The organism is Serratia sp. BW106, assembly GCF_002607755.1.
In the GTDB taxonomy this organism is placed as follows: Bacteria; Pseudomonadota; Gammaproteobacteria; order Enterobacterales; family Enterobacteriaceae; genus Serratia; species Serratia proteamaculans.
This window is the reverse complement of sequence record NZ_MCGS01000027.1, coordinates 20,014-43,850: the sequence shown is the minus strand read 5'-3', so window position 1 is coordinate 43,850 and position 23,837 is coordinate 20,014. Positions and strand designations below refer to the sequence as shown.

Here is a 23,837-nt window from a genome sequence, read left to right as displayed (position 1 = left end):
GGCACTCCCATGGATTACCGTAACCAATCCCTTGGCGCTCTCGCCATCGCCATTCCCCGGGCATCACGCCTGTTCCGCCTGAACGATTTGGATTTCTGCTGTGGCGGTAAACAAACGCTGCAACGCGCCGCCGAGCGTAAAGGGCTGAATATCGAGCAATTGGAAAACCAGCTGGCTACCCTCGCCGCCGAACCGGAACCAAGCCATGATTGGCGCACGGCCCCCCTCGGCGACGTGATTGACTATATCCTGCCACGCTTCCATCAGCGGCACCGCGAACAACTGGCCGAGTTGGTACTGATGGCGGAAAAAGTCGAACGGGTTCACGCAGACAAGCCCACCTGTCCACGCGGTCTGGCTAAACAGCTGAACCTGATCCGGCTGGATCTGGAAAATCATATGATGAAAGAAGAACAGATCCTGTTCCCGATGATCAGACAGGGTATGGGACGCCAGGCGGCTGGGCCGATCTCGGTAATGGAACATGAACATGACGAAGCGGGCGAGCAGTTAGAAGTGGTGAAATTCCTCACCAATAACGTGACGCCACCGGAAGGAGCCTGCAATACCTGGCAGGCGTTGTATGGCGGTATTGACGAGTTCATTGATGACCTGATGGAACACATCAATCTGGAGAACAACCTGCTGTTCCCCCGCTCGCTAAACGGCGCATAAAACAAGGGCGCCACCAAGGCGCCCAGAGAAACCTGTTATAGGATTACAGGATTTCCAGCAGTTCTACGTCAAACACCAACGCGCTGAATGGCGGGATGGATGCGCCTGCACCACGCTCGCCGTAGGCCAGGTCGTGTGGGATATACAACTGCCATTTGGAACCAACCGGCATCAGGGTCAGTGCTTCGATCCAGCCTGGGATCACGCCGCTAACCGGGAACTCAGCCGGTTGGCCACGCTCTACAGAGCTGTCGAACACGTCGCCGTTAATCAGACGACCGGTGTAATGCACACGCACGCGATCCTGACGGGACGGGATTGGGCCATTGCCCTGCTCCAGCACGGAGAACTGCAGACCGGATTCGGTCAGCGTCACTTCGTCACGCTTGGCGTTATCTTCCAGGAACTTCTGACCTTCAACGGCCATTGCCTGCTGACGATCACGACGCACGGCATCCGCACGTTCGTGGATTTCACGCAGGGCACGGTGAACCACGTCTACCGGAACCGCCGGAGCATTCCCTTCCAGCGCGTCACGCAAACCTGCCAGCAAAGCTTCCGGTTGTAAACCTTCCAGACCGGACTCTTGCAACTGCTGGCCGACCTGTAAACCAATCCCGTAACTCGCTTGCGCTTCAACGCTGTCAAAAGAAGGGGTTGTCATGGGGTTTTCCTTTAGTCTGTAAAAAGTCGAAGGCGCAGCATAACAGCGCCGCAAAGCCGGGTAAAATCTTGTGTGGAGAATGATGACTTTTGTCGTAGAAAAAGAAACAATAACCTTCTGTTAACGCCCGCTTACGCGATCCCAGGCGAGTCGCCTGCCGCAACAGACATGAGTTTGCTGCTGCCTTTCACTTCAATCAGTTAGCGGGCTATACTGGAAGCAGGGCATCGGGCCGTCGGTACAGCCTTTTGTACTCTGATATTTTACGCCGTTGAAGAGAGGTCACCATGGGCAGAATCTCGCCCAGGAGAAGGAAAACCACCCGTGTCTACCAGCCATTGCTGCGCACCTGGCTGAACTTCAGCCAGCGCCTGAAATCAGGCTCCGCGCCAGAGGCGGTAGAAGATCCGGATTCAGAACAACCACCGGAAAAGGGTAAGGGACAGAATATCAAAGCGTTACTGCTGAAGATCTGGCACCTGCCGGACGGTTTTGGTTGGATGGAGCCATTACCCTATTTTCACCGCCGCTGGACCCTGATTTTCGGCATCATCCTGCTGCTGGCGCTGCTGTGGCCATATTCTTCGCAAAACAGCGGGCAGCCCTTCCCGGTCACTCAGCAGGATAACAGCGTCCCATTGCGGGCCGATTTGCAAAATGACGCTCAGCAACAGCACGCCCCTGAGGCGGAACCGGCGGGTAACTGGCAACGCTACCAGATCCAGCCGGGCCAGACGCTGGCACAGCTGTTCCGCGACAATAGCCTGCCAGTGAACGAAGTGTTCGCCATGGCGCAGGTGGAAGGCAACGACAAGCCACTCAGCAATATGAAGGCCGGCCAGGAAGTGCGTATCGAACGGGATACCAACGGTGTGATCACCGCCCTGTCGGTCACTACAGCAGATAACAGCCAGGTGCTATTCCGCCGCCAGGCTGACGGCAGCTATCGCCGCGAGCGTTAATTCGCTAACTGCGCCAACAGAAAGTCGCGCAGCACGACGCCCTGGTTGTGCTGTGTGTCTTTACTGCCATAAAGCAAGGTCACGGGTTGCCCTTGCCGTAATAACGCCACCAGCGGCTGCCAGGCTTCATTTTCCGCCAGTTGCCGTCGGTAGCGGCTTTCAAACTCTTCCCACTGCTCTATATGCTGATGAAACCACTGCCGCAGTGCATTATCCGGCGCGACCTGCTTTAGCCACTGTACGCCCTGTAGCCGTTCCTTGCTGATGCCTCGCGGCCACAGTCGATCAATCAGATAGCAGTTCTCCGGCGCCGGGCCGGTAAAGTCATACACACGCTGTAGGTTAATCTCTGCCATTTGCCGCTGCTCCTCACCCAGGGTGATAACAGGGTAACGCGTTTTGCCGGACGCAGAAAAGCAAAACGCCAGCACGAGGCTGGCGTTTTAACTTGGTGAGCAGCAGCGATTAAGCTTCTGCTACCACAACTACATTCAGCTGTGCGAATACGTCGCTGTGTACCTGGAACTGAACTTCGTGTTCACCAGTGGTACGCAGAACGCCATTCGGCAGACGAACTTCGCTCTTGGCAACTTCAACGCCAGCCGCAGTAACTGCGTCAGCGATGTCGCGGGTGCCGATAGAGCCGAACAGTTTACCTTCGTCGCCTGATTTAGACGCGATGGTGACTGAACCCAGTTCGTTGATCTTGGTTGCGCGAGCTTCAGCAGCAGTCAGAATTTCAGCCAGTTTGGCTTCCAGTTCTGCACGGCGTACTTCGAAGAACTCTACGTTTTTCTTGGTAGCAGGAACAGCTTTGCCCTGTGGTACCAGGAAGTTACGGGCGTAGCCCGCTTTAACGTTAACTTGATCACCCAGGCTGCCCAGGTTTGCTACTTTATCAAGCAGAATAACTTGCATTACCTTATCCTCTTAAAGTCGTTAATAGACGGCGGCCGATTACTGATGACGATCAGTGTATGGCAGCAGGGACAGGTAGCGAGCACGCTTGATGCAGCGAGCCAGCTGACGCTGGTATTTTGCACGAGTACCGGTAATACGGCTCGGGACAATTTTACCGCTTTCGGTAATGTAGTTTTTCAGCGTTGCGATATCTTTGTAATCGATCTCAACAACGCCTTCCGCTGTGAAACGGCAGAACTTGCGACGACGGAAATAACGTGCCATTAGGCTAGTCTCCAGAATCTATCAATTCAATCTGCTCGGCATGCAACACCGTCTTGTTCAGTCCATTGCGCCCTTGATGGCTGCTAATGAAACCTGAAACGGTGAGAGGCGTACCGACCGTTATACTTTGAGTAATGGCCTGATGGGCTTTGCCGCTGATAATCACCGGCATACGACACCAGGCTTGCCGGGTAAAACCGGCTTCCACCTGCACTGAACGGTGCTCAAGCACGAACTGGCAATGTGGAATACCTGACGGGCTCACTTTACGCGTCGGCGTCTTGCACACAGTGCCAGACAACGTCAGCCGATTAGCCGTCACGGTAAATTACTCTTCAGAATCCCCAGCATCTGCATCATCTGCGGTTTCGTTAGCGAAGTCTTCGCGGCGATCGCCACGACGTTCGTCTTTCGCTTTAACCATCGGAGATGCTTCAGTTACCGCGTGCTTAACGCGCATAACCATGCTGCGGATAACGGCGTCGTTGAAGCGGAAGTTTGTTTCCAGCTCATCGATCGCTTCCTGCGGAGCTTCAACGTTCAGCAGAACGTAGTGAGCTTTGTGCAGTTTGTTGATCGGGTAAGCCAGTTGACGGCGGCCCCAGTCTTCCAGACGGTGAATCTGACCAGCAGCGTTAGTGATGGTAGCACTGTAACGCTCGATCATGCCCGGAACCTGTTCGCTTTGGTCAGGGTGGACCATAAAAACGATTTCGTAATGACGCATCGAATTGCTCCTTACGGATTATTCAGCCTCCTGTCAGGGTCAACCGCGGCCCATGGAAGCAAGGAACGTGTATGTGTGTGCGGCTGAAAAAATGACGCGTAATCATACTTGCGCAGGCTGAAAAACTCAAGGGTCGAAGGGGGCTTATTATCGGTAATGCGAAGCGGATGCGAAGCGGATGCGAAGCGGATGCGAAGCGGATGCGAAGCGGATGCGAAGCGGATGCGAAAATAGCACGATTTGCTGTTAGCAAAACCTATGTACACAAATCCATCAGTTCAAAAAATCCCTCAATGAAATCATCACTGCCGCGTGAATTTCATTCATTTTTTTTGACGGAGGTCATCAAAATGACGGCCTTTTTAATCCGACGGGAAGGTCTAAAATGGTAGTTATCCGCCGCAGACAGCGCGACGAAAAAGATTTGAGGTTATTCAATACATGCAAATAACTTTTTGCTGCACTGGCATCGGCTGTCAGGCCGTTGAAGCAAACAGTTAAGAGAGGCAATTATGAAACGTATTACCATCGCTACCGCCATTGCTTTGCTGTTTTCCGCCAACGTCATGGCCGCGACCGAGATCACTTCCCATCAGGCTGACCAACGCCAGAGCGTAGGATTCGTCACGCTGAACCAGAATGTGGTCTCCCCGGATGACGCCACCAGCCAGGTGAGCAAGATAGCCGATCAGCGCGGCGCCACTGCCTATCGGATCATTGCCCTGCATGAGCCTGAAAACAACAGCACCATCCACGTCAGCGCCGAGCTGTATCGCTAAGTGAAAATGCAGTACCAGGGAAGCAAGTCGTGCCCAAAACAGTCAATTAAAATACGCAAGTCACCATCAGCCCCCTGCATGCAGGGGGCTTTTTTTACAGCGTTCTCACGAAGAAATCAGCGGTAGCACTGAGCGCCTGCGGCGTAATGCGATGCTTGACCCCCGGCTCAGTGAGCAACGTCAATTTCCGGTCCCAGCCGCTCTGGCGCAGTTCAGTCGCCAACCGCAGGCTTTCCGCCGCCGGTACCAGATCGTCCGCCTCACCGTGCCACAGCAACAGTGGGCGGTCGGCAATTTTTTCCAACTGGTGCTCCAGACCGTATTCCGCCAGCACGGCAATGCGCGCGTCAAAGCCGCTGGGCGACAAAGGCTCCCCCTGCTCATCCAGCGGCGGGAACAGCGTTTGCGCCAGGGAGGTGTAATAACCGGCCCCCATCAGACTGGCAGCAGCCTTCACCCACGGATAACGGGCAAAACTGCCCAGCGTCGTCATCCCGCCCATTGATGCCCCAGCCACGCCAATACGCCCTCCGGCAACCAGATCGCGCTGCTCAAAATGCGCCTTCAGTGCCGGTAACTCGTCGATATTGCGGCGGAGGATCTCCCAAAATCTGGCCAGCCGCTTCGGTTCATCACCATCAAAACGCTCGCCGTGCAGATCGGCATCCGGCAGTACCACGCGAAACCCGACCTTGGCCAAGGCATAGGCAAAGTAGGCATAGACTTCTTTCGAAGAGGTATAACCATGGTAGAAAAATACCGTCGGCAGCGGTTGATGATACTGTCCCGCGGGCACCGCGTGGATCACCGCAATGTCTCCCACTCGCTCGTCATAGATTTCAATCATCCGTTTTCCCTCTGCGTTGCTGTTGGCCTTCATAATGGCAAACTTGCGCTAAAAAGCATTAGCTTAATCTGTTCCAATTTATAATGGGTTACACTGAAATCATGCTATCCGCTATACCGAGGTGCCTATGAAACCGTCCCGCCTGTTACTGCCCCTGACGCTGGTCACGCTGCTTAGCGCCTGCGGCATAATGACCACTACGCCAAAAGCCCCACCGGCACCCACCGGGCAAGCGCAAGAGATCACCCGGGCGCAAACCGGCAGTCTGGTGAAAATGGGCACCACCAGCGCGCTGGTCCGCGGTAGTCCAATGGATGTAGAGGCGGAAATTCAGAAGAAAGCCAACGCCAGCGGTGCACGCTATTACATGATCATGATGAACAGTGAAACCGTGGTTCCCGGCCAATGGTATTCGCAAGCGATCCTGTACCGGTAAACGCTGGAGTTTTAAAAAGATTTACATTGGCTTTGCACAGACTGAAGTTGGCTGTTGCACACTGGCGGTCAGCGCGCCGCAGCCTGCGGGCGTGGATCCAGGATCCGACCAAGGGGAACGCCATGACACGCTCCGCCGCACTCACCGCCCTCCTGCTTTCAATGGGGTTACTCAGCGCCAGCGCCCAATCCGCTGAATTGGCGCCCGCAGACCGCGTTACGCCGCTTAGCGAAATTGCGGAAATCACCCTGAATAACCTGTCCGGCTCGCCTCAGGATGTCGAACAATTGATTGCCCGCAAGGCTGATGAGCATGGCGCGAGCTATTACCGGATCCTGCGGCTGGAAGAACAGGCGCATCAGCCAGGCTGGCGCGCCTCGGCAATACTCTATCTTTAGTAGGTCATACAGGCCGCATTCAACACGCCGCCACTGATCGATACGCCCCCCAGGAAAATCCCGGCAGCTACGTGATTGGCTTCAATCTTGTCGCTGATACGCGGCATGTAGATTTTCACCGCCGCAAACAGCAGCAGCTGTACCACTAATGCCACCACGCCCCATAACAGGTAGTCCAGCAGGCTGACCGAGTTGATCGCCGCACTGGCCAGCGGGATCACATAACCCAGGCAGGCACCGACAAAACCAAAGGCGGCTGACTGATTGTCGGCCTTGATCAACGCCCATTCGTCATGCGGCGTAATGCGGGTATAGACAAACAAAAACACCAGAACCATGGCAAAGCCACTGAAGAAATAAGAGGCGAATGCCGCCAACGCGCTGAGAATATCCATGTCATTTTCCTGGTCAGAGGTCAGTATCCCTTACGGGCCAAGTGCTGAATTAAAAAGCTTTTCCCGCTGTAGCGCCACTGTTTTCCCTAGCCACCCATCGCTCGGGCGAACAGCGTCTCGCACAGTCGGTCTGGTAATGCTCGTTCACCGCGGGCATCAAGCATCATTTGACACCAGGCTTCCGCCAACGGCGGTGAACTGTAACGCAGAAGCTGCGCTGCGGCGAACAGATTGAATAACGCGCCGGTAACCGCGCGGCCCTGCTCTTCCTGGGGTTTGCGCATCAACTGGAGCAGCCGTCGCCATTGGTGATCAAAGTGACGGTTCTGTCCCCTGACCTCGCCAAACTCAAGCTCCAGCGCCTCCTGCACCACCGGCAGCTTTCCCCAGGCCCGCATCACGTCCAGACACATAATATTGCCGGAGCCTTCCCAGATACTGTTCACCGGCATTTCACGGTACAGCCGCGGCAGTTCACTCTCTTCGCAGTAGCCAATACCGCCCAGCGCCTCCATCGCTTCGCCAACAAAAGGGATGCCTTGCCGGCAGACTTCAAACTTCGCCGCCGGGGTCATTACCCGACACAGCGCCTGTTCCAAAGGGGCTCCGACGCCAATGCTGTCATAGGCACGCGCCAGGCGCATCAAGGCCGCCGTCTGCCCCTCCAGCCGCAACGCCATCCGTGCCAATACCTGGCGCATCATAGGCTGCTCGATCAGGGGCTTGCCAAACGCCTGCCGCTGCAGAGCGTGGTACAGCGCCACCGACAACGCGCGGCGCATCAAACCCTGGCTGCCCAACGCACAGTCAAAACGCGTCAGACCGCCCATTTTCAGGATATGCCGCACACCGTCCCCTTCCTCACCCACCAGCCAGGCGATGGCATCCTGGAACTCCACCTCACCGCTGGCGTTGGAGCGATTACCCAGCTTATCCTTCAGCCGTTCCAGCCGAATGGCATTGCGCGTGCCGTCCGGCAAAATACGCGGCAGAAAGAAGCAGGACAGACCGCCCTCGGCCTGCGCCAGCACCAGGTGCGCATCGCTCTGCGGCACCGAGAAGAACCATTTGTGTCCCACCAGCCGGTAAGCTTCCCCCGTGCCCCGTACTGCCAGCGGGTTGGCGGTGGTGGTATTGCTCAATACGTCGGAACCGCCCTGCTTTTCTGTCATCCCCATGCCAATCAACAAACCGCGCTTTTGCCCACCGGGCAGCAAATGCGCATCGTAACGGTCGGAAAGCAGCGGCGTCAGCCAGGGTTGGAATTCTGCAGGTAATGAGCGCTGCAGCAGTGGAATGGCGCCAAAAGTCATGGTCACCGGACACAGGGTGCCGGCTTCGACCTGGGCATGCAGTACAAAGCGCGCGGCGCGTGCCACGAACGAACCAATGCGGGCATCCTCCTGCCACGGCAGGTTATGCACCCGGTTGGCAATCAGCCCCTGCATCAGGATATGCCAGGCGGGATGGAAACGGACATCGTCCAACCGCTGGCCAGTGGCATCATAGCGCAGCAGCTCCGGCGGATTGGCATTGGCCAGTCGCCCCAGCTCCAGTGACTCCTGGGTGCCCAACTGTTGGCCCAGCGAGGCCAGCACCTCGACATCCCAACCGGCTTGTTCGCGCTGTACCGCTTCATGCAGCGGCGTATCGGACAGGAACAAATTACTGTTCCCCAGTGGCTTCGGCTGATTAAAAACGGTGTGTGTATTCCAGACCATGGGCTTGCTCCCTGATAAAAGCGTCAGGAGTAATTATGGTCGTCAGGGGGATTTCTGCCGCAGGTAAGATCACAGGGTGGGAATTGAGAAAGTAATAAGGGCGCAAAATTCTGCGCCCTTACCGGTAAATCAGCTGCGCTGACGCACCGCTTCAAACAGACAGATGCCAGTGGCGACTGAAACGTTCAGTGAAGATACCGTGCCTGCCATCGGGATGCTGATCAACTCATCGCAGTGCTCGCGAGTCAGGCGACGCATGCCTTCGCCTTCCGCGCCCATCACCAGCGCCATTGGGCCGGTCATTTTGCTCTGGAACAAGGTGTGGTCGGCTTCGCCGGCAGTGCCGACGACCCAGACGTTCATTTCCTGCAGCAAACGCAGGGTTCGCGCCAGGTTGGTCACGCGAATCAACGGAACGTTTTCCGCCGCGCCGCAGGCCACTTTCTTGGCCGTGGCATTCAGCTGGGCAGAACGATCGCGCGGAACAATGACCGCGTGTACACCAGCCGCATCGGCGCTGCGAAGACAGGCCCCGAGGTTGTGCGGGTCAGTCACGCCATCCAGCACCAGCAGGAACGGCGTATCCACGCTTTCAAGCAACTTCGGCAAGTCATTTTCCTGATACTGACGCCCTTCGCGCACCCGGGCGATAATGCCCTGATGCACCGCGCCCTCGACTTTCTCATCCAGCCACTGGCGGTTTGCCACCTGGATCACAATGCCGGTCGCTTCCAGCTCGGCAATCAGCGGCTGCAAGCGGCGATCGTCACGCCCTTTGAGGATAAACACTTCCAGGAAGCGTTGCGGATCGTTGTCTAACAGGGCCTTGACGGCATGAATACCGTAAATAATTTCGCTCATGATGCTCTTTTAACTGTGCGGCTGGCGTATGCCAGCCGGTGATAATGACGTGTGGCAGATTAAGCCTGCTCAGCACCTTTCTTCTTGCCGGCGCGTTTGGCCTTGGTCGCCGACGCTATTTTCCGGGTTTTGTCGGACACTTTCTTGGCTTTCGCCTTTTTGTCTTTCTTCACCTTGTCAGCGGGTTTGGCTTCGTCTTTACGGAAGGCGCTGTCAGGTTCAAAATTGGCTGGCGCTTTGCCACCACGACGTTTGCGTGGCGCAGAAGTACGGCCTGCACCGGCCCCGCCACGCAGAGTGCGTTGGCCACCATTCTTGGCACGATCGCGTTCGGTTTTGCCTTCACCACGCGGTTTGCGAGTGCTGGAGACCAGAGCGAAGTCGATTTTACGCTCGTCCATATGCACCGCTTCAACGCGGATCTCCACCGTATCACCCAGGCGATAAACCACACCGGAGGATTCGCCAATCAGACGCTGACCGATATTATCGTAGCGATAATAGTCATTATCCAGCGATGATACGTGCACCAGACCGTCGATAAACAGATCGTTCAGGCGGACGAAGAAACCAAAGCCGGTCACGCTGGCAATAATACCGCTGAACACTTCGCCAACGTGATCCTGCATAAAGTCGCATTTCAGCCAGTCGGCCACGTTACGCGTAGCTTCATCAGCACGGCGTTCGGCCATCGAACAGTGTTCGCCCAGCTGCAGCATTTCTTCAAACTCGCTGTGCCAGCCACCGGTCGGCGTCCAGCGCTCTTTCGGCTCACCGTGCTCTTTAGCCAGCTGATATTTGATCGCGCGGTGCATCGCCAGATCCGGGTAACGGCGGATCGGTGAGGTGAAGTGGCCATAAGAAGCCAGCGCCAGACCAAAGTGGCCCCGGTTTTCCGGATCGTAGACGGCCTGCTTCATGGAACGCAGCAGCATGGTTTGCAGCATTTCATGGTCAGGACGTTCGGACACTTCATCCATCAAAGTGGCGTAGTCCTTCGGCTGCGGCTTGTTGCCGCCGCCCAACGTCAGACCCAGTTCGCCCAACACGCTGCGCAATGCGGTAATGTGATCGTCGCTCGGACGATCGTGCACACGGAACAGCGCCGGCTCGTTATTCTTCTCAACGAAGCGCGCCGCGGCGACGTTCGCCATGATCATGCACTCTTCGATCAGCTTGTGGGCGTCGTTACGCACCGTTGGCTCTACGCGCTCAATACGGCGTTCGGCGTTGAAGATAAACTTGGCTTCTTCGGTTTCGAAAGCAATACCGCCACGTTCGGCACGCGCCTGATCCAGCACCTTGTACATGGTGTGCAGTTCCTCCAGGTGCTTGACCAGCGGGTGATAATGCTCACGCAGCTCCTGATCGCCCTGCAAGATGTGCCAGACTTTGTTGTAGGTTAAACGGGCATGAGAACTCATTACCGCTTCATAGAATTTGGCCGTCGACAGACGCCCCTGGGCGGAGATGGTCATCTCACACACCATACACAGGCGGTCAACCTGCGGGTTCAGCGAGCACAGGCCGTTGGACAGCACTTCCGGCAGCATCGGGATAACCTCCGACGGGAAGTACACCGAAGTCGCACGGTTACGCGCTTCGTCATCCAGCGCCGTGCGCGGGCGTACGTAGTAACTGACGTCGGCAATAGCTACCCACAGGCGCCAGCCACCGCCGCGTTTCTTCTCGCAGTAAACCGCATCATCGAAATCGCGCGCGTCTTCGCCATCAATAGTCACCAGCGGTAACTGACGCAGATCGACACGGCCTTTCTTGGCGGCTTCCGGTACCTGTTCGCTGAGGTCGGCAACCTGTTTTTCTACCTGTGGTGGCCAGACATGCGGGATCTCATGGGTGCGCAAAGCGATATCCACCGCCATGCTGGTGCCCATTTTATCGCCGAGGATCTCAACGATCTTGCCCACCGCTTTGGTACGGCGGGTCGGACGCTGGGTCAGCTCAACCACCACCATAAAGCCCATGCGCGCACCGCTGGCGGCCTCGGCAGGGATCAGGATGTCAAAGCTCAGGCGGCTGTCGTCCGGCACCACAAAGCCGGTACCGGCGTCCATAAAGAAGCGGCCGACGATTTGGCTGGTTTTTGGCACCAATACGCGGACGATACGCGCTTCACGGCGGCCCTTACGGTCTGCAGCCATTGCCTGTGCCAGCACCACATCACCGTGGATCGCCATTTTCATCTGCTCAGCTGACAGATACAGGTCGTCTTTGCTGCCTTCAATACGCAGGAAACCAAAGCCATCACGGTGGCCGATAACGGTGCCGCGCAGCAGATCAAGGCGTTCCGGCAGTGCATAGCACTGGCGGCGGGTAAAGATTAACTGACCGTCACGCTCCATCGCACGCAGACGGCGGCGCAACGCTTCTAAAGGTTCTTCACCGGTTAAATTCAGCTCTTTGGCCAGCTCTTCGCGGCTAGCCGGCGTTTCTCTTTTCGCCAGATGGGCCAGAATGAATTCACGGCTTGGGATTGGGGATTCATATTTTTCTGCTTCTCGTTCCAGGAATGGATCTTGTGACATTGCGGTTCCTCCGTTGTCATCAGCAGGGTGCCGCTGAGCCTTGTCTTCTCAGCGACGCTTTATTCGACAAGCAATAGCTTGTAGAGCGATGGATTGTCTTCGACCATATCGGCCAGCGTATGGCTGTCCAGCTCTTCAAGGAAATTCTGTACGCCCTGTTGCAGCACCAGTTTCAGGCGGCAAGCAGGGGTTATGTGGCAAAAGTTACTGCTGCAGTTAACCAGTGAGAGCGGCTCCAGCGCCCTGACGACATCGCCGAGGCGAATGGTTTCGGCCGGTTTGCCCAAACGGATGCCGCCGTTCTTACCGCGCACCGCGGTCACAAACCCAACCCGGCTTAACTGATTGATGATCTTTACCATATGGTTTCTGGACACGCCGTAGACCTCGGTAACTTCCGAGATGCTGGTCATTTTGTCCGGTGGCAGCGAGGCCATGTAGATCAACGCCCGCAGGCCGTAATCAGTAAAACTTGTTAACTGCACATCTACCTCTGGGTATCATTTTACCCGTCTGATACGCCGATTTTCGGCATTATTCAAAAGATTACTTATTGGATAATAAACCAGCCAGAGAGTTCGCCGCTAATTATTTAGCGTATCTCGGGCTCTGGACAGGTTAAAGAAAGGATTTTTCGAAGTGAAACCGCAACCGGGGAGAAAAATGATAAAAACAAACCGGGACATTGCCCGGTTTGTTTTACTGCAGCAAGGCCAGATTATGCGTCGAACGGGTCGCGCAGGATCATGGTTTCGCTACGGTCTGGGCCAGTAGAGATAATGTCTACCGGTACGCCAGTCAGCTCTTCAATGCGCTTGATGTAGTTCAGCGCCGCCTGTGGCAGTTTGCTGTGTTCTTTCACGCCAAAGGTGGTGTCGCTCCAGCCCGGCATGCTTTCGTAGATTGGCTCGATACCTTCCCAACCTTCAGCCGCCAGCGGAGTGGTGGTCATTTCGCGGCCGTCAGGCATGCGGTAACCCACGCAGATCTTCACTTCTTTCAAGCCATCCAGCACGTCCAGCTTGGTCAGGCAGAAGCCGGACAAGGAGTTGATCTGTACTGAGCGGCGAACCGCTACCGCGTCCAGCCAGCCGGTACGACGACGACGACCCGTAGTGGCGCCGAACTCGTTACCCTGCTTGCACAGGAACTCACCGGTTTCGTCGAACAGCTCAGTTGGGAACGGACCTGCACCCACGCGGGTGGAGTAGGCTTTAACGATGCCCAGCACGTAATCCACGTAACGCGGACCAATACCTGAACCGGTAGCAACGCCGCCAGCAGTGGTGTTGGAGGAGGTCACGTACGGATAGGTACCGTGGTCGATATCCAGCAGGGTGCCTTGCGCGCCTTCGAACATGATCAGATCGCCACGCTTGCGCGCGCCGTCCAGCAGTTCGGACACATCAACAACCATGGCGGTCAGGATATCGGCGATAGACAGCACGTAATCCAAAGTCGCCTGGTAATCAACGGCTTCAACTTTGTAGTAGTTGACCAACTGGAAGTTATGATAATCAACGATTTCCTTCAGCTTAACGGCGAAGGTTTCTTTGTTGAACAGGTCGCTAACGCGCAGACCGCGGCGAGCAACTTTATCTTCGTAAGCCGGGCCAATACCGCGACCGGTGGTGCCGATGGCTTTCGCGCCACGTGCTTTCTCGCGCGCGTTATCCAGCGCAACGTGATAAGGCAGGATCAGCGGGCAGGCTTCGGACAGTAACAGACGTTCGCGTACCGGGATGCCGCGCGCTTCGAGTTCACCCATTTCTTTCATCAATGCGTCGGGAGCCAGAACCACACCGTTGCCGATGATGCTGGTCACGTTTGCACGCAGAATGCCTGAAGGAATCAAATGAAGGACGGTTTTTTCACCGTTAATAACCAGAGTGTGGCCAGCGTTATGGCCCCCTTGGTAGCGCACTACATATTGAGCCCGTTCGGTCAGCAGGTCTACGACCTTGCCCTTACCTTCGTCACCCCATTGAGTGCCCAGTACGACGACGTTCTTACCCATTTTAAAAATCACCGGTTGCTTAAAAATGGATTCTACCACCGTAATTCGTGAGTTTCAGCACTTTTAGCATAGGGTTGCATATTTTTTAGGCTAAACTTTAAACCCCTGCGTGTGTACGCAACATGTAGTAGATCACGCAGCCCGCAACCACTATTCCACCGCCAAATCGACGCAGTGTCGCGTCAGGAAACTGGGTCATCGCCAGTATCATTTTACGCCAGGCCTGCGGGAACAACATCGGGCCCAAGCCTTCCAGCACCAAAACCAGCCCAAGTGCCAGCCAGATCGTTGAATTCATCAGTGACTCCCAAAAAGAAAGGGCCCGCGTTTAAACGGGCCCTCGATCATTAACCTGTCGTGGTTACTTGCGCACGGAATCAGGCGACTTCATGTAGCGGAAGAAATCGCTGTCCGGGCTCAGTACCATCACGTCCTGGTTACTGCTGCTGAAGCTGGTTTCATAAGCACGCAGGCTACGGATGAAGGCGTAGAAGTCCGGATCCTGGCTGAATGCGTTAGCAAACAGTTTGGCCGCTTCGGCATTACCGTCACCACGAGTGATACGCGCCGTACGTTCGGCTTCTGCCAGGGTACGAGTCACTTCATAGTCTGCAGTCGCGCGCAGCTTCTCAGCCTCTTCCTGACCCTGTGAACGGTGACGACGGGCTACCGCTTCACGCTCGGCGCGCATACGCTGGTAGATTGCATCAGACACTTCGGCCGGCAGGTTGATCTGCTTGATACGCACGTCGATCACTTCGATACCCAATGCCGCCATGCTGTTCGGGTTAACCTTCGGCAGTTTGCCGGTGGTTTCCTTTTCAACACGCGCCGCCGCAGAGGCGATAGCGTCATCGGCTTCGGTGGTCGCCACTTCCTGGTCATCACCCACGGTACCGGTGTTCAGCGCGTCACGTACATCGGACATCAGCTTGCCGCGCGAGTCGGTTACGATGTCTTTCACATCCAGACGACCAATCTCGGAACGCAGACGGTCACTGAATTTACGTTTCAGCAGCACTTCGGCCTGTGAAACATCACCGCCGCCGGTTGCCAGGTAGTAACGGCTGAAATCGCTGATACGCCATTTCAGGTAAGAATCGACGATCAGGTCTTTCTTCTCGCTGGTAACAAAGCGGTCAGCCTGGTTGTCCATAGTCTGGATACGTGCGTCCAGCGTTTTCACTGACTCAATGAACGGGATCTTGAAGTGCAGACCCGGCGCATATACCAGCGGCTTATTGTCGCTGTCACGCAGTACCTTGCCAAAACGCAGCACGATGCCACGCTGACCTTCCTGAACCACGAACAGAGAGGCGTACAACGCCACCAGCACCGCGAGGACGATTACTACAAAAGACTTACGCATTGATTATTCTCTCCCTACGCGAGTGGTGTCGTCACGCTGTGCATTAGCCCGGCGCTGGTCCATGACCGAGCCGTTGCTGGTGCGCTGGCTGCTGGAGCTGGCGCCGCTGTTGGCAGATGTACCCGGGTTGAGACGAATCAGGCTGGTGTCTTTACTGCCGTCAGCTGCCGCGCCGGCTTGGCCACGCAGCATTTGATCCAGTGGCAACACCATCAGATTGTTGCCTTTGTCATTCACCAACACCTTACGGGTGTGGCTCAGGACTTTTTCCATGGTTTCGATATACAGACGCTCGCGGGTAATTTGCGGTGCAGACTTGTATTCCGGCAACAGCTTGGCAAAGCCAGCAACCTCACCCTGAGCTTCCAGGATGGTACGGTCTTTATACGCCTTGGCATCTTCTAGCAGACGCTGCGCCTGACCGTTCGCACGTGGCTGAACTTCGTTGGCGTAAGCTTCTGCCTCACGGATGTACTGCTGCTCGTTTTCACGTGCGGCAATCGCATCATCAAATGCGGCTTTTACCTCTTCCGGCGGACGAGCGGCCTGGAAGTTAACGTCCAGCAGCGTGATGCCCATGTTGTACGGACGAATAGTTTCTTCCAGTACGCGTTGGGTATCGCTACGCACGATAGTACGGCCTTCGGTCAGGATCTTGTCCATGGTGTACTTGCCGATAACGCCACGCAGGGCGCTGTCAGTAGCCTGGCTCAGGCTGTCGTCGGCATTGGTCACGCTGAACAGATACGCTTCCGGATTGGTCACACGGTACTGCACGTTCATTTCTACGCGCACCACGTTCTCATCGGAGGTCAGCATCACGCCAGAAGCGGCCAGTTCACGCACCGATTCCACGTTGACCGGACGAACTTCATCGATGAAGGTCGGTTTCCAGTTCAAACCCGGCTGTACCAGGTGACTGAACTTGCCAAAACGAGTCACGACACCGCGCTCGGCTTCTTTGATGGTGTAGAAGCCGCTAGCGGCCCAAATCACCACCACCGCAACCGCGGCGATACCGATAATACGACCGCTGAGGCCAGGACCCGAGGTGCCCGTGCCGCCGCTGTTATTGCCGTTGGAGCCTTTGCCCCCGCCCAAGCCACTCAATTTCTTGCTCAGCTTGCGGAAGATATCGTCCAAATCAGGTGGCCCTTGATCGCGACCGCCTTTGTTATTACCGCCAGAGTTGCCGCCATTGTTATTGCTGCTCCCCCACGGGTCGCGGTCCTGTCCGTTATTACCGGGCTGATTCCACGCCATGTTTTAGCTCCATATTCTGTGATTGGGTACTTCAGGCTTACGCGAAGCTCAAATGTAACAGGATATGATCATACTATAAAGTTAATCAGATCCTGTTCCTGTTTGCAGAGGCGACGCCATTCGACGATGGGCATACGCACCACCACGCCAATGCTGCCGTCTTCTTCGTTCCACTCTTTCTCAATTGCCTGAAGCTGGTAAAAACGGCTACGAAGACGGCCTGCCTCTGGCGGTAAGCGCAGCTCATAATGCGCGATTTCCCCCGATAAGCGCTCCGTCAACGCCTGATACAGCAACGGGATACCTTCACCGCTGGCGGCGGACAGCCACACCCGGATCGGTAAGTTTTCATCGTTGCGGTCGATACGCGGAACAAAATCATCCAGCATATCTATTTTGTTCATCACTAACAGTGTAGGGATCTCATCCGAGTCAATCTCTGCCAGCACGGTATTTACCGCTTCAATGTTTTCATCGACACGGGTATCCGCGGCGTCGATTACATGTAACAGCAAAGAGGCCTGACGCGTTTCTTGCAGCGTTGCCTTGAAGGCGGCCACCAGATCGTGCGGCAGGTGCCGGATAAAGCCTACGGTATCCGCCAACACGGTATCGCCCACATCGGCCACATCAATGCGCCGCAAGGTTGGATCCAGGGTGGCAAATAGCTGGTCTGCAGCATAGACATCCGCAGACGTTATTCGATTAAACAGGGTGGATTTACCGGCGTTGGTGTATCCCACCAGCGATACGGTTGGCACTTCAGCACGGGTACGCGCACGTCGGCCCTGTTCACGCTGCTTAGCTACCCGCTCCAGGCGGCGTAGGATCAAGCTAATACGATCGCGTAACAGACGACGGTCGGTCTCTAACTGGGTTTCCCCTGGCCCGCGCAGGCCAATCCCCCCTTTTTGACGCTCAAGGTGCGTCCAGCCACGAACCAAACGCGTGGCGATGTGACGCAACTGCGCCAGCTCTACCTGCAGCTTACCTTCATGGGTACGGGCACGCTGGGCAAAGATGTCTAGAATCAACCCGGTGCGATCGATCACCCGGCATTCGCACAGGCGTTCAAGGTTTCTCTCTTGCGCCGCAGAAAGGGAGTGATCAAACAGGACAACAGATGCGCCACTGGCTTTTACCGCATCTGCAATTTCTTCGGCCTTTCCTTCACCGACAAAGTACTTGGGATGTGGGGCTTTGCGGCTACCAGTCACCACTTGCAAAGCTTCGACACCCGCAGAGGACACCAGGGATTCGAACTCACTGAGATCTTCTGTATCTTTGTCTTGCGAGAAATAGATATGAACCAGGACGGCCTGCTCACCGGCTTCATAACGGTCAAACAAGCTTGCAACCTCTCAAACGGGAACCCGTGAGTTTGGGGGACATAAACAGCCCACGGCTGCTTATGCTCCCCGTCATGGTTGACTCGCAACGCGCTTTATTCAGCGTCATCGCTTTCCTGCTGCGGCTGTTGCGGCGCAGACGGGTTGTTACCATGGTGATAATTACTGGTGCCGCCGCTCGGAGTATTGCTATGGTGCGAAACCGGGCGTGACGGGACAACGGTAGAGATAGCGTGCTTATAAACCATCTGGCTCACCGTGTTTTTCAACAGGATGACAAACTGGTCAAAAGACTCAATCTGGCCTTGCAGCTTAATACCATTCACCAAATAAATAGAAACCGGAACACGTTCACGACGCAATGCGTTCAGGAACGGATCTTGCAAAGATTGCCCCTTAGCCATTCTATCTTTTCCTTATTTGCTTGTTGTTTTTAACTAAGAACCTGTCGGCTCTAAAATAAACGACCTAAAAAATTTGCGCGCTGAATACTCATCAATTGTACACAATCACTCAACCTATGCACTAACAACCTGTATTACCGAGTCCAAAGCCTCTCCCGGCTTCTCGCTGTCCAGCCAATGTACCGAGTCCCAGCCTCGTAACCAGGTCATTTGGCGCTTGGCCAACTGACGCGTTGCGCAAATACCACGATAAACCATCTCATCGTAACTAATCTCGCCAGACAAATATGACCACATCTGGCGATAACCGACACAGCGAATGGAAGGCAAATCCGTATGCAAATCACCCCGTGCAAAAAGTGCACGCGCTTCCGTTTCAAAACCTGCCGCCAACATTTGATAGTACCGCAGCTCGATACGTTGATGAATCAACTCACGGCTGGTCGGTGCTATCGCAAATTGGTGAACATGATACGGCAACGATTCACCCGAAATTTTAGTCAGTTCCGTTAAAGTTTTACCCGAAATAAAAAAAACTTCCAGTGCTCTGGACAGTCTCTGCGGATCATTCGGATGAATTCTCAATGCCGCAACCGGGTCAATCTCTTGTAACTGACGGTGTAAAACGTCCCAACCCTGCTCTGCCGCCTGCTGTTCGATGCGTTCGCGCACCGCCGGATCGGCGGGCGGCAACGGCGATAATCCTTCCAGCAACGCCTTGAAATAAAGCATGGTGCCCCCCACCAGCAGCGGGATACGCCCGGCAGCGGTAATGGCAGCCATTTCTTTCAGTGCGTCGGCACGAAAATCCGCAGCGGAGTAGGCTTCGGCAGGATCGCGTATATCAATCAGCCGATGCGGCGCCTGCGCCAATTCTTCAGCGCTCGGTTTGGCCGTGCCGATATCCATACCGCGGTAAATCAGCGCGGAATCCACGCTGATCAATTCCACAGGCAGGCGTTCACGCAGCGCGATCGCCAATGCGGTTTTGCCCGAGGCGGTCGGCCCCATGATAAAAATAGCCGGGGGACGTGGTGTCATTTCAGTTTCAATCATGCCTAAGTGCTGCCAGTGCAGCCTGTAAATCAACAGGTTGTAAAAGTCCGCTCGGTGGTGATTTGACCAGCTGCGGGCAAAGTCGTTCAACGTCGGTCAACAATTGTATCGCTTGCGAGGTGTTCCATTGCTCATGTTCGCTCCCTAAATGGCGGGCGAACCAGGTAGCCAATACCGCGGGCGACATCTCCTGATGCTCGGCCAAGTAGCCTAACAGTTCGGGTATCAGTTTTTGTAAATTTTGTTGGCGTAATGGTAAAGGTACTGCGCGCAGCGTCACACGCCCATGATCTGCCTGCAGATCCAGCCCCATTTTTACCAGCAACGGCTGATGGTGCACACAGGCAACCGCCTCTTGCTTGTTCAACGTCAGCTTGATCGGGATCAGCAGCGGCTGAGGCCGCAAACCTTCTGGCGAAGGATTGAGTTGCGCCTGGCGCAGCCAGCGTTCGGCCACTGGCAGATTAAGCAACATCAATTGCTGACGGTTTTCAATCAGCGCATAGCAGGGAGGGTGGATCATCAGCACCCGGCCGAAACTGTGCTGACTGCCGGCCAGCGGCGTTTCCTGCTCGGTTTTTACCGGAGGGAACAGCGGCTGTTTCGGTGTTTCTTGCCGTAGAGGCTCAGCCGCCGGAGTGGCCTGCAACAGTTTGCTGTACAGCTCACCTTCACGTTTCTGATAACCACTGCCCGAATGATAAGCCGGTTGTGGCGCACGCTCACGCGCGACGGCAGGTTCGGTCGATGCGGTTTCGCGGCGCGGTGCCGGCTGCGAGAAATGGTTGCCACCGGCGGCGACGCGGTTTTCCGGCTGCCAGACTGGTGCAGATGGCTGATCTGTTTCCTCGGCCAGCGGCAGTGGTGCATTGCCAACCTGCTGCAATACGGTGGTTACCGCCTGATAGATAAAGTCGTGCACCAGCCGCGCCTGATGGAAACGCACTTCGTGCTTGGCCGGATGGACATTCACGTCCACCTGATGCGGATCAACCTCGAGATACAGCACATAAGCCGGCTGCTGGTCGTCTTTCAGTTGATCCTGATAGGCCTGGCGGATGGCGTGATTGATCAAACGATCGCGCATCATGCGGCTGTTGACGTAACAATATTGCATTTCGCCCAGTTGGCGCGCGCCAGCAGGATCGGCCACCCAACCGCGAATGGTCAGATCACCGTGCTGCCAGGATATGTTCAATGCATGCTGTAAAAAAGCCGGTCCACAAATGCTGCCCAGGCGACGCTCGTACTGGCTTTCATCTTTCGCCGCACGATACTGGCGCATCAGTTTGCCATTGTGGCTGAGGTTAATTGCCACATCGAAGCGTGCCAGCGCAATGCGTCGCACCACTTCATCGATATGGCCGAATTCGGTTTTCTCGGTGCGCATAAATTTGCGCCGCGCCGGGGTGTTGTAGAACAGATCCAAAACTTCCAGCGTGCTGCCTGTCGGGTGCGCCGCCGGCTTGACCGTTACTGCCTGGTCACGGCCTTCGGCATAAGCCTGCCAGGCTTCGTTTTGTTCTGCGGTGCGAGAAGTGAGAGTCAAACGGGAAACCGAGCTGATGCTGGCTAAAGCTTCACCGCGAAAGCCGAGGCTGACAATGGCTTCCAAATCGTCGAGGGTGCTGATTTTACTGGTGGCGTGACGGGCCAGCGCCAGAGCCAAATCATCCTTGCCAATACCGCAGCCGTTATCACGGATGCGAATCAGCTTGGCGCCACCGCGTTCGATATCAATATCAATGCGCGTCGCCCCGGCATCCAGACTGTTTTCCACCAGTTCCTTGACCACAGACGCGGGGCGCTCGACCACTTCACCGGCGGCAATCTGGTTGGCAAGCTGGGGCGGTAACACCTGGATGGGCATGCTGACTCCTGTAATGTGGGCACTAGGCCTGCGGAATGGTCAGCGTCCGATCCAGCGGCGCGACGTCCGACTTCAGTTTATTCACGCGTTTCAGGTCGCTAACGCTGACACCATAACGACTGGCAATAGATGTCAAAGTATCACCGCGGGTCACTTTATGCTTCGACGGCTTCTTCACGCTGGGCTTGGCCTTGGCGACCGTGCTGGCAGCGGCAGTTTTACCCGCCGGTACTTTGAGGCGCTGGCCGACCCACACGCCATCCTTCTTCAGCTTGTTCAGCTCACGCAACGCCGCCATGGTGGTGCCATAGCTGTCGGCGATACCGGAGAGCGTTTCCGCCCGTTTCACTACGTGAATCTGTGTTTTACCGCTAATGCGGCTGCTGCCGGCCGTACTGACGATCGGTGCAGGCTGACTGACGTCTGGTGTTGAGGAGTTAACCGCCGCTGCGACGTCCAGCGGTCGGTTTTCCACCTTTGGGTCGGCTTGTAGCGGATGCGCCAGGAAATAACTGCGCAGGCCGTTATGGATCGCCTTGGCAATTTTTTCCTGATACGCGCTACTGCCGAGCAGCCGCTCCTCCGTGCTATTACTGATAAATCCTGTTTCCACCAGCAATGATGGAATGTCCGGCGAACGCAACACGCCAAGGCTGGCATGTTCCGGACGACGTTTATGCAATGAACCGACGCTCTGCAACTGCTGCAAGACTTTAACCGCGACATCGTAACCCACGCGTTGCGAGTGACCGAACTGCAGATCCAGCACCGCCTGGCTCAGGTAAGGGTCCGCCTGGCTGTTGGCCAGCAGATCACCCGCCCCACCCAGTAATTCAGACTGTTTCTCATGCTGTTCCAGCCAGCCCGCCATCTCACTGTTGGCACGGCGGTTGGACAACACCCAAACCGAGGCCCCGTTGGCACTGCGGTTTGGTGCAGCATCGGCGTGAATGGAGATCAGCACGTTTGCGCCCTGCTTACGCGCCACGTCGGAACGTCCCATCACCGAGATGAAGTAGTCGCCATTACGCGTTAAGACCGGTTTGAACTGAGGATCGGCATCCAGCAACGCCTGCAGGCGACGAGCGATGGCAATAGTGACATTTTTCTCTTTCAGGCCGTTCGGCCCGATGGCACCCGGATCCTGACCGCCGTGACCGGCATCAATCGCCACCACCACCCGATCGCCGGAACCTGCGGAAACACGGCTGCTGCGCGGCGTAACTTCCGATGCGGTACCTGCAACCACGGTTGGCTTATTGGTGAAGGGGTTCGAACCGCTCGGCGCTTTACGCACCGGGACTGGCTCAGGCTCAGGTTCACTCACCACCGGCGCTTTACGCACTGGCTGGCTCACGGCCACCGGAGCAGGCACCGGCACCGGGGCTTTACGCACGACATTTGTATTCGCACGGCCTTCCGCGGCAATGGTAAACACCACGGTATAGATACTGCCGCTCTGGCGTGTCGCCACCCGGGTCTTCGCGCGCTGGGTCAGATCAAACACCAACCGCACGCTCTGGGCATCTTTCGGCGTACTGGAGCGAATGCTTTTCACCAGGTTTTGTCCGCTAAAATTCAGCGGCAGACCGCCAACTTTGCCCTTCTGGTTAACGTCCAGGACCACCCGGTCAGGTCCGTGCAAAGGGAAGAAGGCATAATCCGGCGGGCCATTGAAGCTCACCGAAACCGTAGCTTCGCGCTGGGCATTGGTGACTTTAATATCAGACAGCGACGATGCCGCCAGCGCACTGGCCGCACCCAAGGGCCCCAATACGGCGATCAGGGCGATTACGAGTAGTTTTCTCAACGCATACGTCATTGCGGCGTCATTCCTGTGGCCCGTGAATACGGTCTAAAAGCTGGCTGCCGTAGGCGGAAACCGCCTGAATTTTTGCCTCTCGCCCCTGATCCTGATAGCTGAGATGCAGTTCCAGATCCGGCTCCGGCAATACGCCCGTGCCCTGCTGTGGCCATTCCACCAGGCAAATGGCATCCTGCGCAAAATAATCGCGAATACCCATAAATTCGAGTTCTTCCGGATCGGCTAAGCGATACAGATCAAAATGGTACACCGCCAGCGGTTGCAGCGCATACGGCTCCACCAGCGTGTAAGTTGGGCTTTTAACGTTGCCCGGATGCCCCAATGCCTGCAGAAAACCACGGCTGAAGGTGGTTTTACCGGCCCCCAGGTCACCGTAAAGATAAATGACGCTGGCACGATCGCAGGCCTTAGCCAAGACGGCACCCAATGCGACTGTCGCTGCCTCATCCGGCAGAGGTAAAACGAGTTCTTTCATTCGATAGTTTCTA

27 protein-coding genes are annotated in these 23,837 nt (G+C 55.9%); 5 read left to right on the top strand and 22 right to left on the bottom strand.

Features of this window, described 5'->3' with window-relative positions:
- Positions 1-9 precede the first annotated feature (9 nt).
- Complete coding sequence (ytfE, locus tag BEI65_RS17925; protein ID WP_099064477.1) at positions 10-675, top strand: iron-sulfur cluster repair protein YtfE; 666 nt, start codon at positions 10-12, stop codon at positions 673-675.
- Positions 676-718: 43 nt separating this feature from the next.
- Here the strand turns inward: ytfE and fklB are convergent, their stop codons facing one another.
- Positions 719-1,339, bottom strand: coding sequence for an FKBP-type peptidyl-prolyl cis-trans isomerase (gene fklB, locus BEI65_RS17920; RefSeq protein WP_037423251.1), 621 nt, complete (start codon positions 1,337-1,339; stop codon positions 719-721).
- Positions 1,340-1,626: 287 nt separating this feature from the next.
- On the opposite strand from fklB, the gene BEI65_RS17915 reads away from it, so the two are divergent.
- Positions 1,627-2,301 carry an OapA family protein gene (locus BEI65_RS17915; protein WP_099064476.1) on the top strand — a complete coding sequence of 225 codons (675 nt, stop codon included), beginning with the start codon at positions 1,627-1,629 and terminating at the stop codon, positions 2,299-2,301.
- On the opposite strand, the gene BEI65_RS17910 is transcribed toward BEI65_RS17915, so the two are convergent.
- From BEI65_RS17910 to rpsF, 5 genes are all read right to left on the bottom strand, one after another.
- On the bottom strand, positions 2,298-2,657 hold the full coding sequence (locus BEI65_RS17910; protein WP_099064475.1) for a DUF488 domain-containing protein: 360 nt from the start codon (positions 2,655-2,657) through the stop codon (positions 2,298-2,300). The genes BEI65_RS17915 and BEI65_RS17910 overlap by 4 nt on opposite strands.
- A gap of 109 nt (positions 2,658-2,766) precedes the next feature.
- The gene (gene rplI / locus BEI65_RS17905; RefSeq protein WP_012004910.1) at positions 2,767-3,219 is read right to left on the bottom strand and encodes a 50S ribosomal protein L9; all 453 of its coding nucleotides are present in this window, start codon (positions 3,217-3,219) and stop codon (positions 2,767-2,769) included.
- Between the two features lie 39 nt (positions 3,220-3,258).
- Positions 3,259-3,486, bottom strand: coding sequence for a 30S ribosomal protein S18 (rpsR, locus tag BEI65_RS17900; RefSeq protein ID WP_002210155.1), 228 nt, complete (start codon positions 3,484-3,486; stop codon positions 3,259-3,261).
- Positions 3,487-3,490: 4 nt separating this feature from the next.
- The gene (gene priB / locus BEI65_RS17895) at positions 3,491-3,808 is read right to left on the bottom strand and encodes a primosomal replication protein N (RefSeq protein ID WP_085119426.1); all 318 of its coding nucleotides are present in this window, start codon (positions 3,806-3,808) and stop codon (positions 3,491-3,493) included.
- Between the two features lie 6 nt (positions 3,809-3,814).
- Positions 3,815-4,213 carry a 30S ribosomal protein S6 gene (gene rpsF, locus BEI65_RS17890; protein WP_006317459.1) on the bottom strand — a complete coding sequence of 133 codons (399 nt, stop codon included), beginning with the start codon at positions 4,211-4,213 and terminating at the stop codon, positions 3,815-3,817.
- A 512-nt stretch (positions 4,214-4,725) separates the two neighbouring features.
- Between rpsF and BEI65_RS17885 the strand changes: the two genes are divergently transcribed.
- Complete coding sequence (locus BEI65_RS17885) at positions 4,726-4,992, top strand: DUF1471 domain-containing protein (protein WP_085119424.1); 267 nt, start codon at positions 4,726-4,728, stop codon at positions 4,990-4,992.
- A 94-nt stretch (positions 4,993-5,086) separates the two neighbouring features.
- On the opposite strand, the gene yjfP is transcribed toward BEI65_RS17885, so the two are convergent.
- Positions 5,087-5,839: an esterase gene (gene yjfP, locus BEI65_RS17880; protein WP_099064474.1), complete on the bottom strand. Its 753-nt coding sequence runs from the start codon at positions 5,837-5,839 to the stop codon at positions 5,087-5,089.
- A gap of 127 nt (positions 5,840-5,966) precedes the next feature.
- Here yjfP and bsmA point away from each other — a divergent pair, with 127 nt between their 5' ends.
- The gene (bsmA, locus tag BEI65_RS17875; RefSeq protein WP_099064473.1) at positions 5,967-6,275 is read left to right on the top strand and encodes a biofilm peroxide resistance protein BsmA; all 309 of its coding nucleotides are present in this window, start codon (positions 5,967-5,969) and stop codon (positions 6,273-6,275) included.
- Positions 6,276-6,397: 122 nt separating this feature from the next.
- Positions 6,398-6,673 (top strand): DUF1471 domain-containing protein, encoded by a 276-nt coding sequence (locus BEI65_RS17870; protein ID WP_099064472.1) that lies wholly within the window; start codon positions 6,398-6,400, stop codon positions 6,671-6,673.
- On the opposite strand, the gene BEI65_RS17865 is transcribed toward BEI65_RS17870, so the two are convergent.
- The 15 genes from BEI65_RS17865 to tsaE form a co-directional block, all read right to left on the bottom strand.
- Entirely contained in the window at positions 6,670-7,068 is a 399-nt protein-coding gene (locus BEI65_RS17865; RefSeq protein ID WP_099064471.1) for a DUF350 domain-containing protein, read from the bottom strand. The two genes, BEI65_RS17870 and BEI65_RS17865, sit on opposite strands and share 4 nt — an antisense overlap.
- A gap of 86 nt (positions 7,069-7,154) precedes the next feature.
- Positions 7,155-8,789, bottom strand: a complete 1,635-nt coding sequence (locus BEI65_RS17860) for an isovaleryl-CoA dehydrogenase (RefSeq protein ID WP_099064470.1) — start codon at positions 8,787-8,789, stop codon at positions 7,155-7,157.
- Between the two features lie 129 nt (positions 8,790-8,918).
- The gene (gene rlmB / locus BEI65_RS17855; RefSeq protein ID WP_085119414.1) at positions 8,919-9,650 is read right to left on the bottom strand and encodes a 23S rRNA (guanosine(2251)-2'-O)-methyltransferase RlmB; all 732 of its coding nucleotides are present in this window, start codon (positions 9,648-9,650) and stop codon (positions 8,919-8,921) included.
- Between the two features lie 59 nt (positions 9,651-9,709).
- Positions 9,710-12,196, bottom strand: coding sequence for a ribonuclease R (gene rnr / locus BEI65_RS17850; RefSeq protein ID WP_017891362.1), 2,487 nt, complete (start codon positions 12,194-12,196; stop codon positions 9,710-9,712).
- 59 nt (positions 12,197-12,255) lie between these two features.
- Complete coding sequence (gene nsrR / locus BEI65_RS17845; RefSeq protein ID WP_085119411.1) at positions 12,256-12,681, bottom strand: nitric oxide-sensing transcriptional repressor NsrR; 426 nt, start codon at positions 12,679-12,681, stop codon at positions 12,256-12,258.
- 233 nt (positions 12,682-12,914) lie between these two features.
- Positions 12,915-14,213 (bottom strand): adenylosuccinate synthase, encoded by a 1,299-nt coding sequence (locus BEI65_RS17840; protein WP_099064530.1) that lies wholly within the window; start codon positions 14,211-14,213, stop codon positions 12,915-12,917.
- Between the two features lie 97 nt (positions 14,214-14,310).
- Complete coding sequence (locus BEI65_RS17835; RefSeq protein WP_017891360.1) at positions 14,311-14,511, bottom strand: DUF2065 domain-containing protein; 201 nt, start codon at positions 14,509-14,511, stop codon at positions 14,311-14,313.
- A gap of 63 nt (positions 14,512-14,574) precedes the next feature.
- On the bottom strand, positions 14,575-15,582 hold the full coding sequence (gene hflC, locus BEI65_RS17830) for a protease modulator HflC (RefSeq protein WP_085119409.1): 1,008 nt from the start codon (positions 15,580-15,582) through the stop codon (positions 14,575-14,577).
- 3 nt (positions 15,583-15,585) lie between these two features.
- Positions 15,586-16,845: an FtsH protease activity modulator HflK gene (gene hflK / locus BEI65_RS17825; protein ID WP_085119407.1), complete on the bottom strand. Its 1,260-nt coding sequence runs from the start codon at positions 16,843-16,845 to the stop codon at positions 15,586-15,588.
- Between the two features lie 68 nt (positions 16,846-16,913).
- Complete coding sequence (hflX, locus tag BEI65_RS17820) at positions 16,914-18,194, bottom strand: ribosome rescue GTPase HflX (protein ID WP_085119406.1); 1,281 nt, start codon at positions 18,192-18,194, stop codon at positions 16,914-16,916.
- Between the two features lie 95 nt (positions 18,195-18,289).
- The gene (gene hfq, locus BEI65_RS17815) at positions 18,290-18,598 is read right to left on the bottom strand and encodes an RNA chaperone Hfq (protein ID WP_012004894.1); all 309 of its coding nucleotides are present in this window, start codon (positions 18,596-18,598) and stop codon (positions 18,290-18,292) included.
- Between the two features lie 114 nt (positions 18,599-18,712).
- Positions 18,713-19,654 (bottom strand): tRNA (adenosine(37)-N6)-dimethylallyltransferase MiaA, encoded by a 942-nt coding sequence (miaA, locus tag BEI65_RS17810; RefSeq protein WP_099064469.1) that lies wholly within the window; start codon positions 19,652-19,654, stop codon positions 18,713-18,715.
- Positions 19,647-21,524 carry a DNA mismatch repair endonuclease MutL gene (mutL, locus tag BEI65_RS17805; RefSeq protein ID WP_099064468.1) on the bottom strand — a complete coding sequence of 626 codons (1,878 nt, stop codon included), beginning with the start codon at positions 21,522-21,524 and terminating at the stop codon, positions 19,647-19,649. The genes miaA and mutL overlap by 8 nt, the downstream gene beginning before the upstream one ends.
- A gap of 22 nt (positions 21,525-21,546) precedes the next feature.
- Positions 21,547-23,346 carry an N-acetylmuramoyl-L-alanine amidase AmiB gene (gene amiB, locus BEI65_RS17800; protein WP_099064467.1) on the bottom strand — a complete coding sequence of 600 codons (1,800 nt, stop codon included), beginning with the start codon at positions 23,344-23,346 and terminating at the stop codon, positions 21,547-21,549.
- A 7-nt stretch (positions 23,347-23,353) separates the two neighbouring features.
- Positions 23,354-23,824: a tRNA (adenosine(37)-N6)-threonylcarbamoyltransferase complex ATPase subunit type 1 TsaE gene (tsaE, locus tag BEI65_RS17795; RefSeq protein WP_099064466.1), complete on the bottom strand. Its 471-nt coding sequence runs from the start codon at positions 23,822-23,824 to the stop codon at positions 23,354-23,356.
- Positions 23,825-23,837 lie beyond the last annotated feature (13 nt).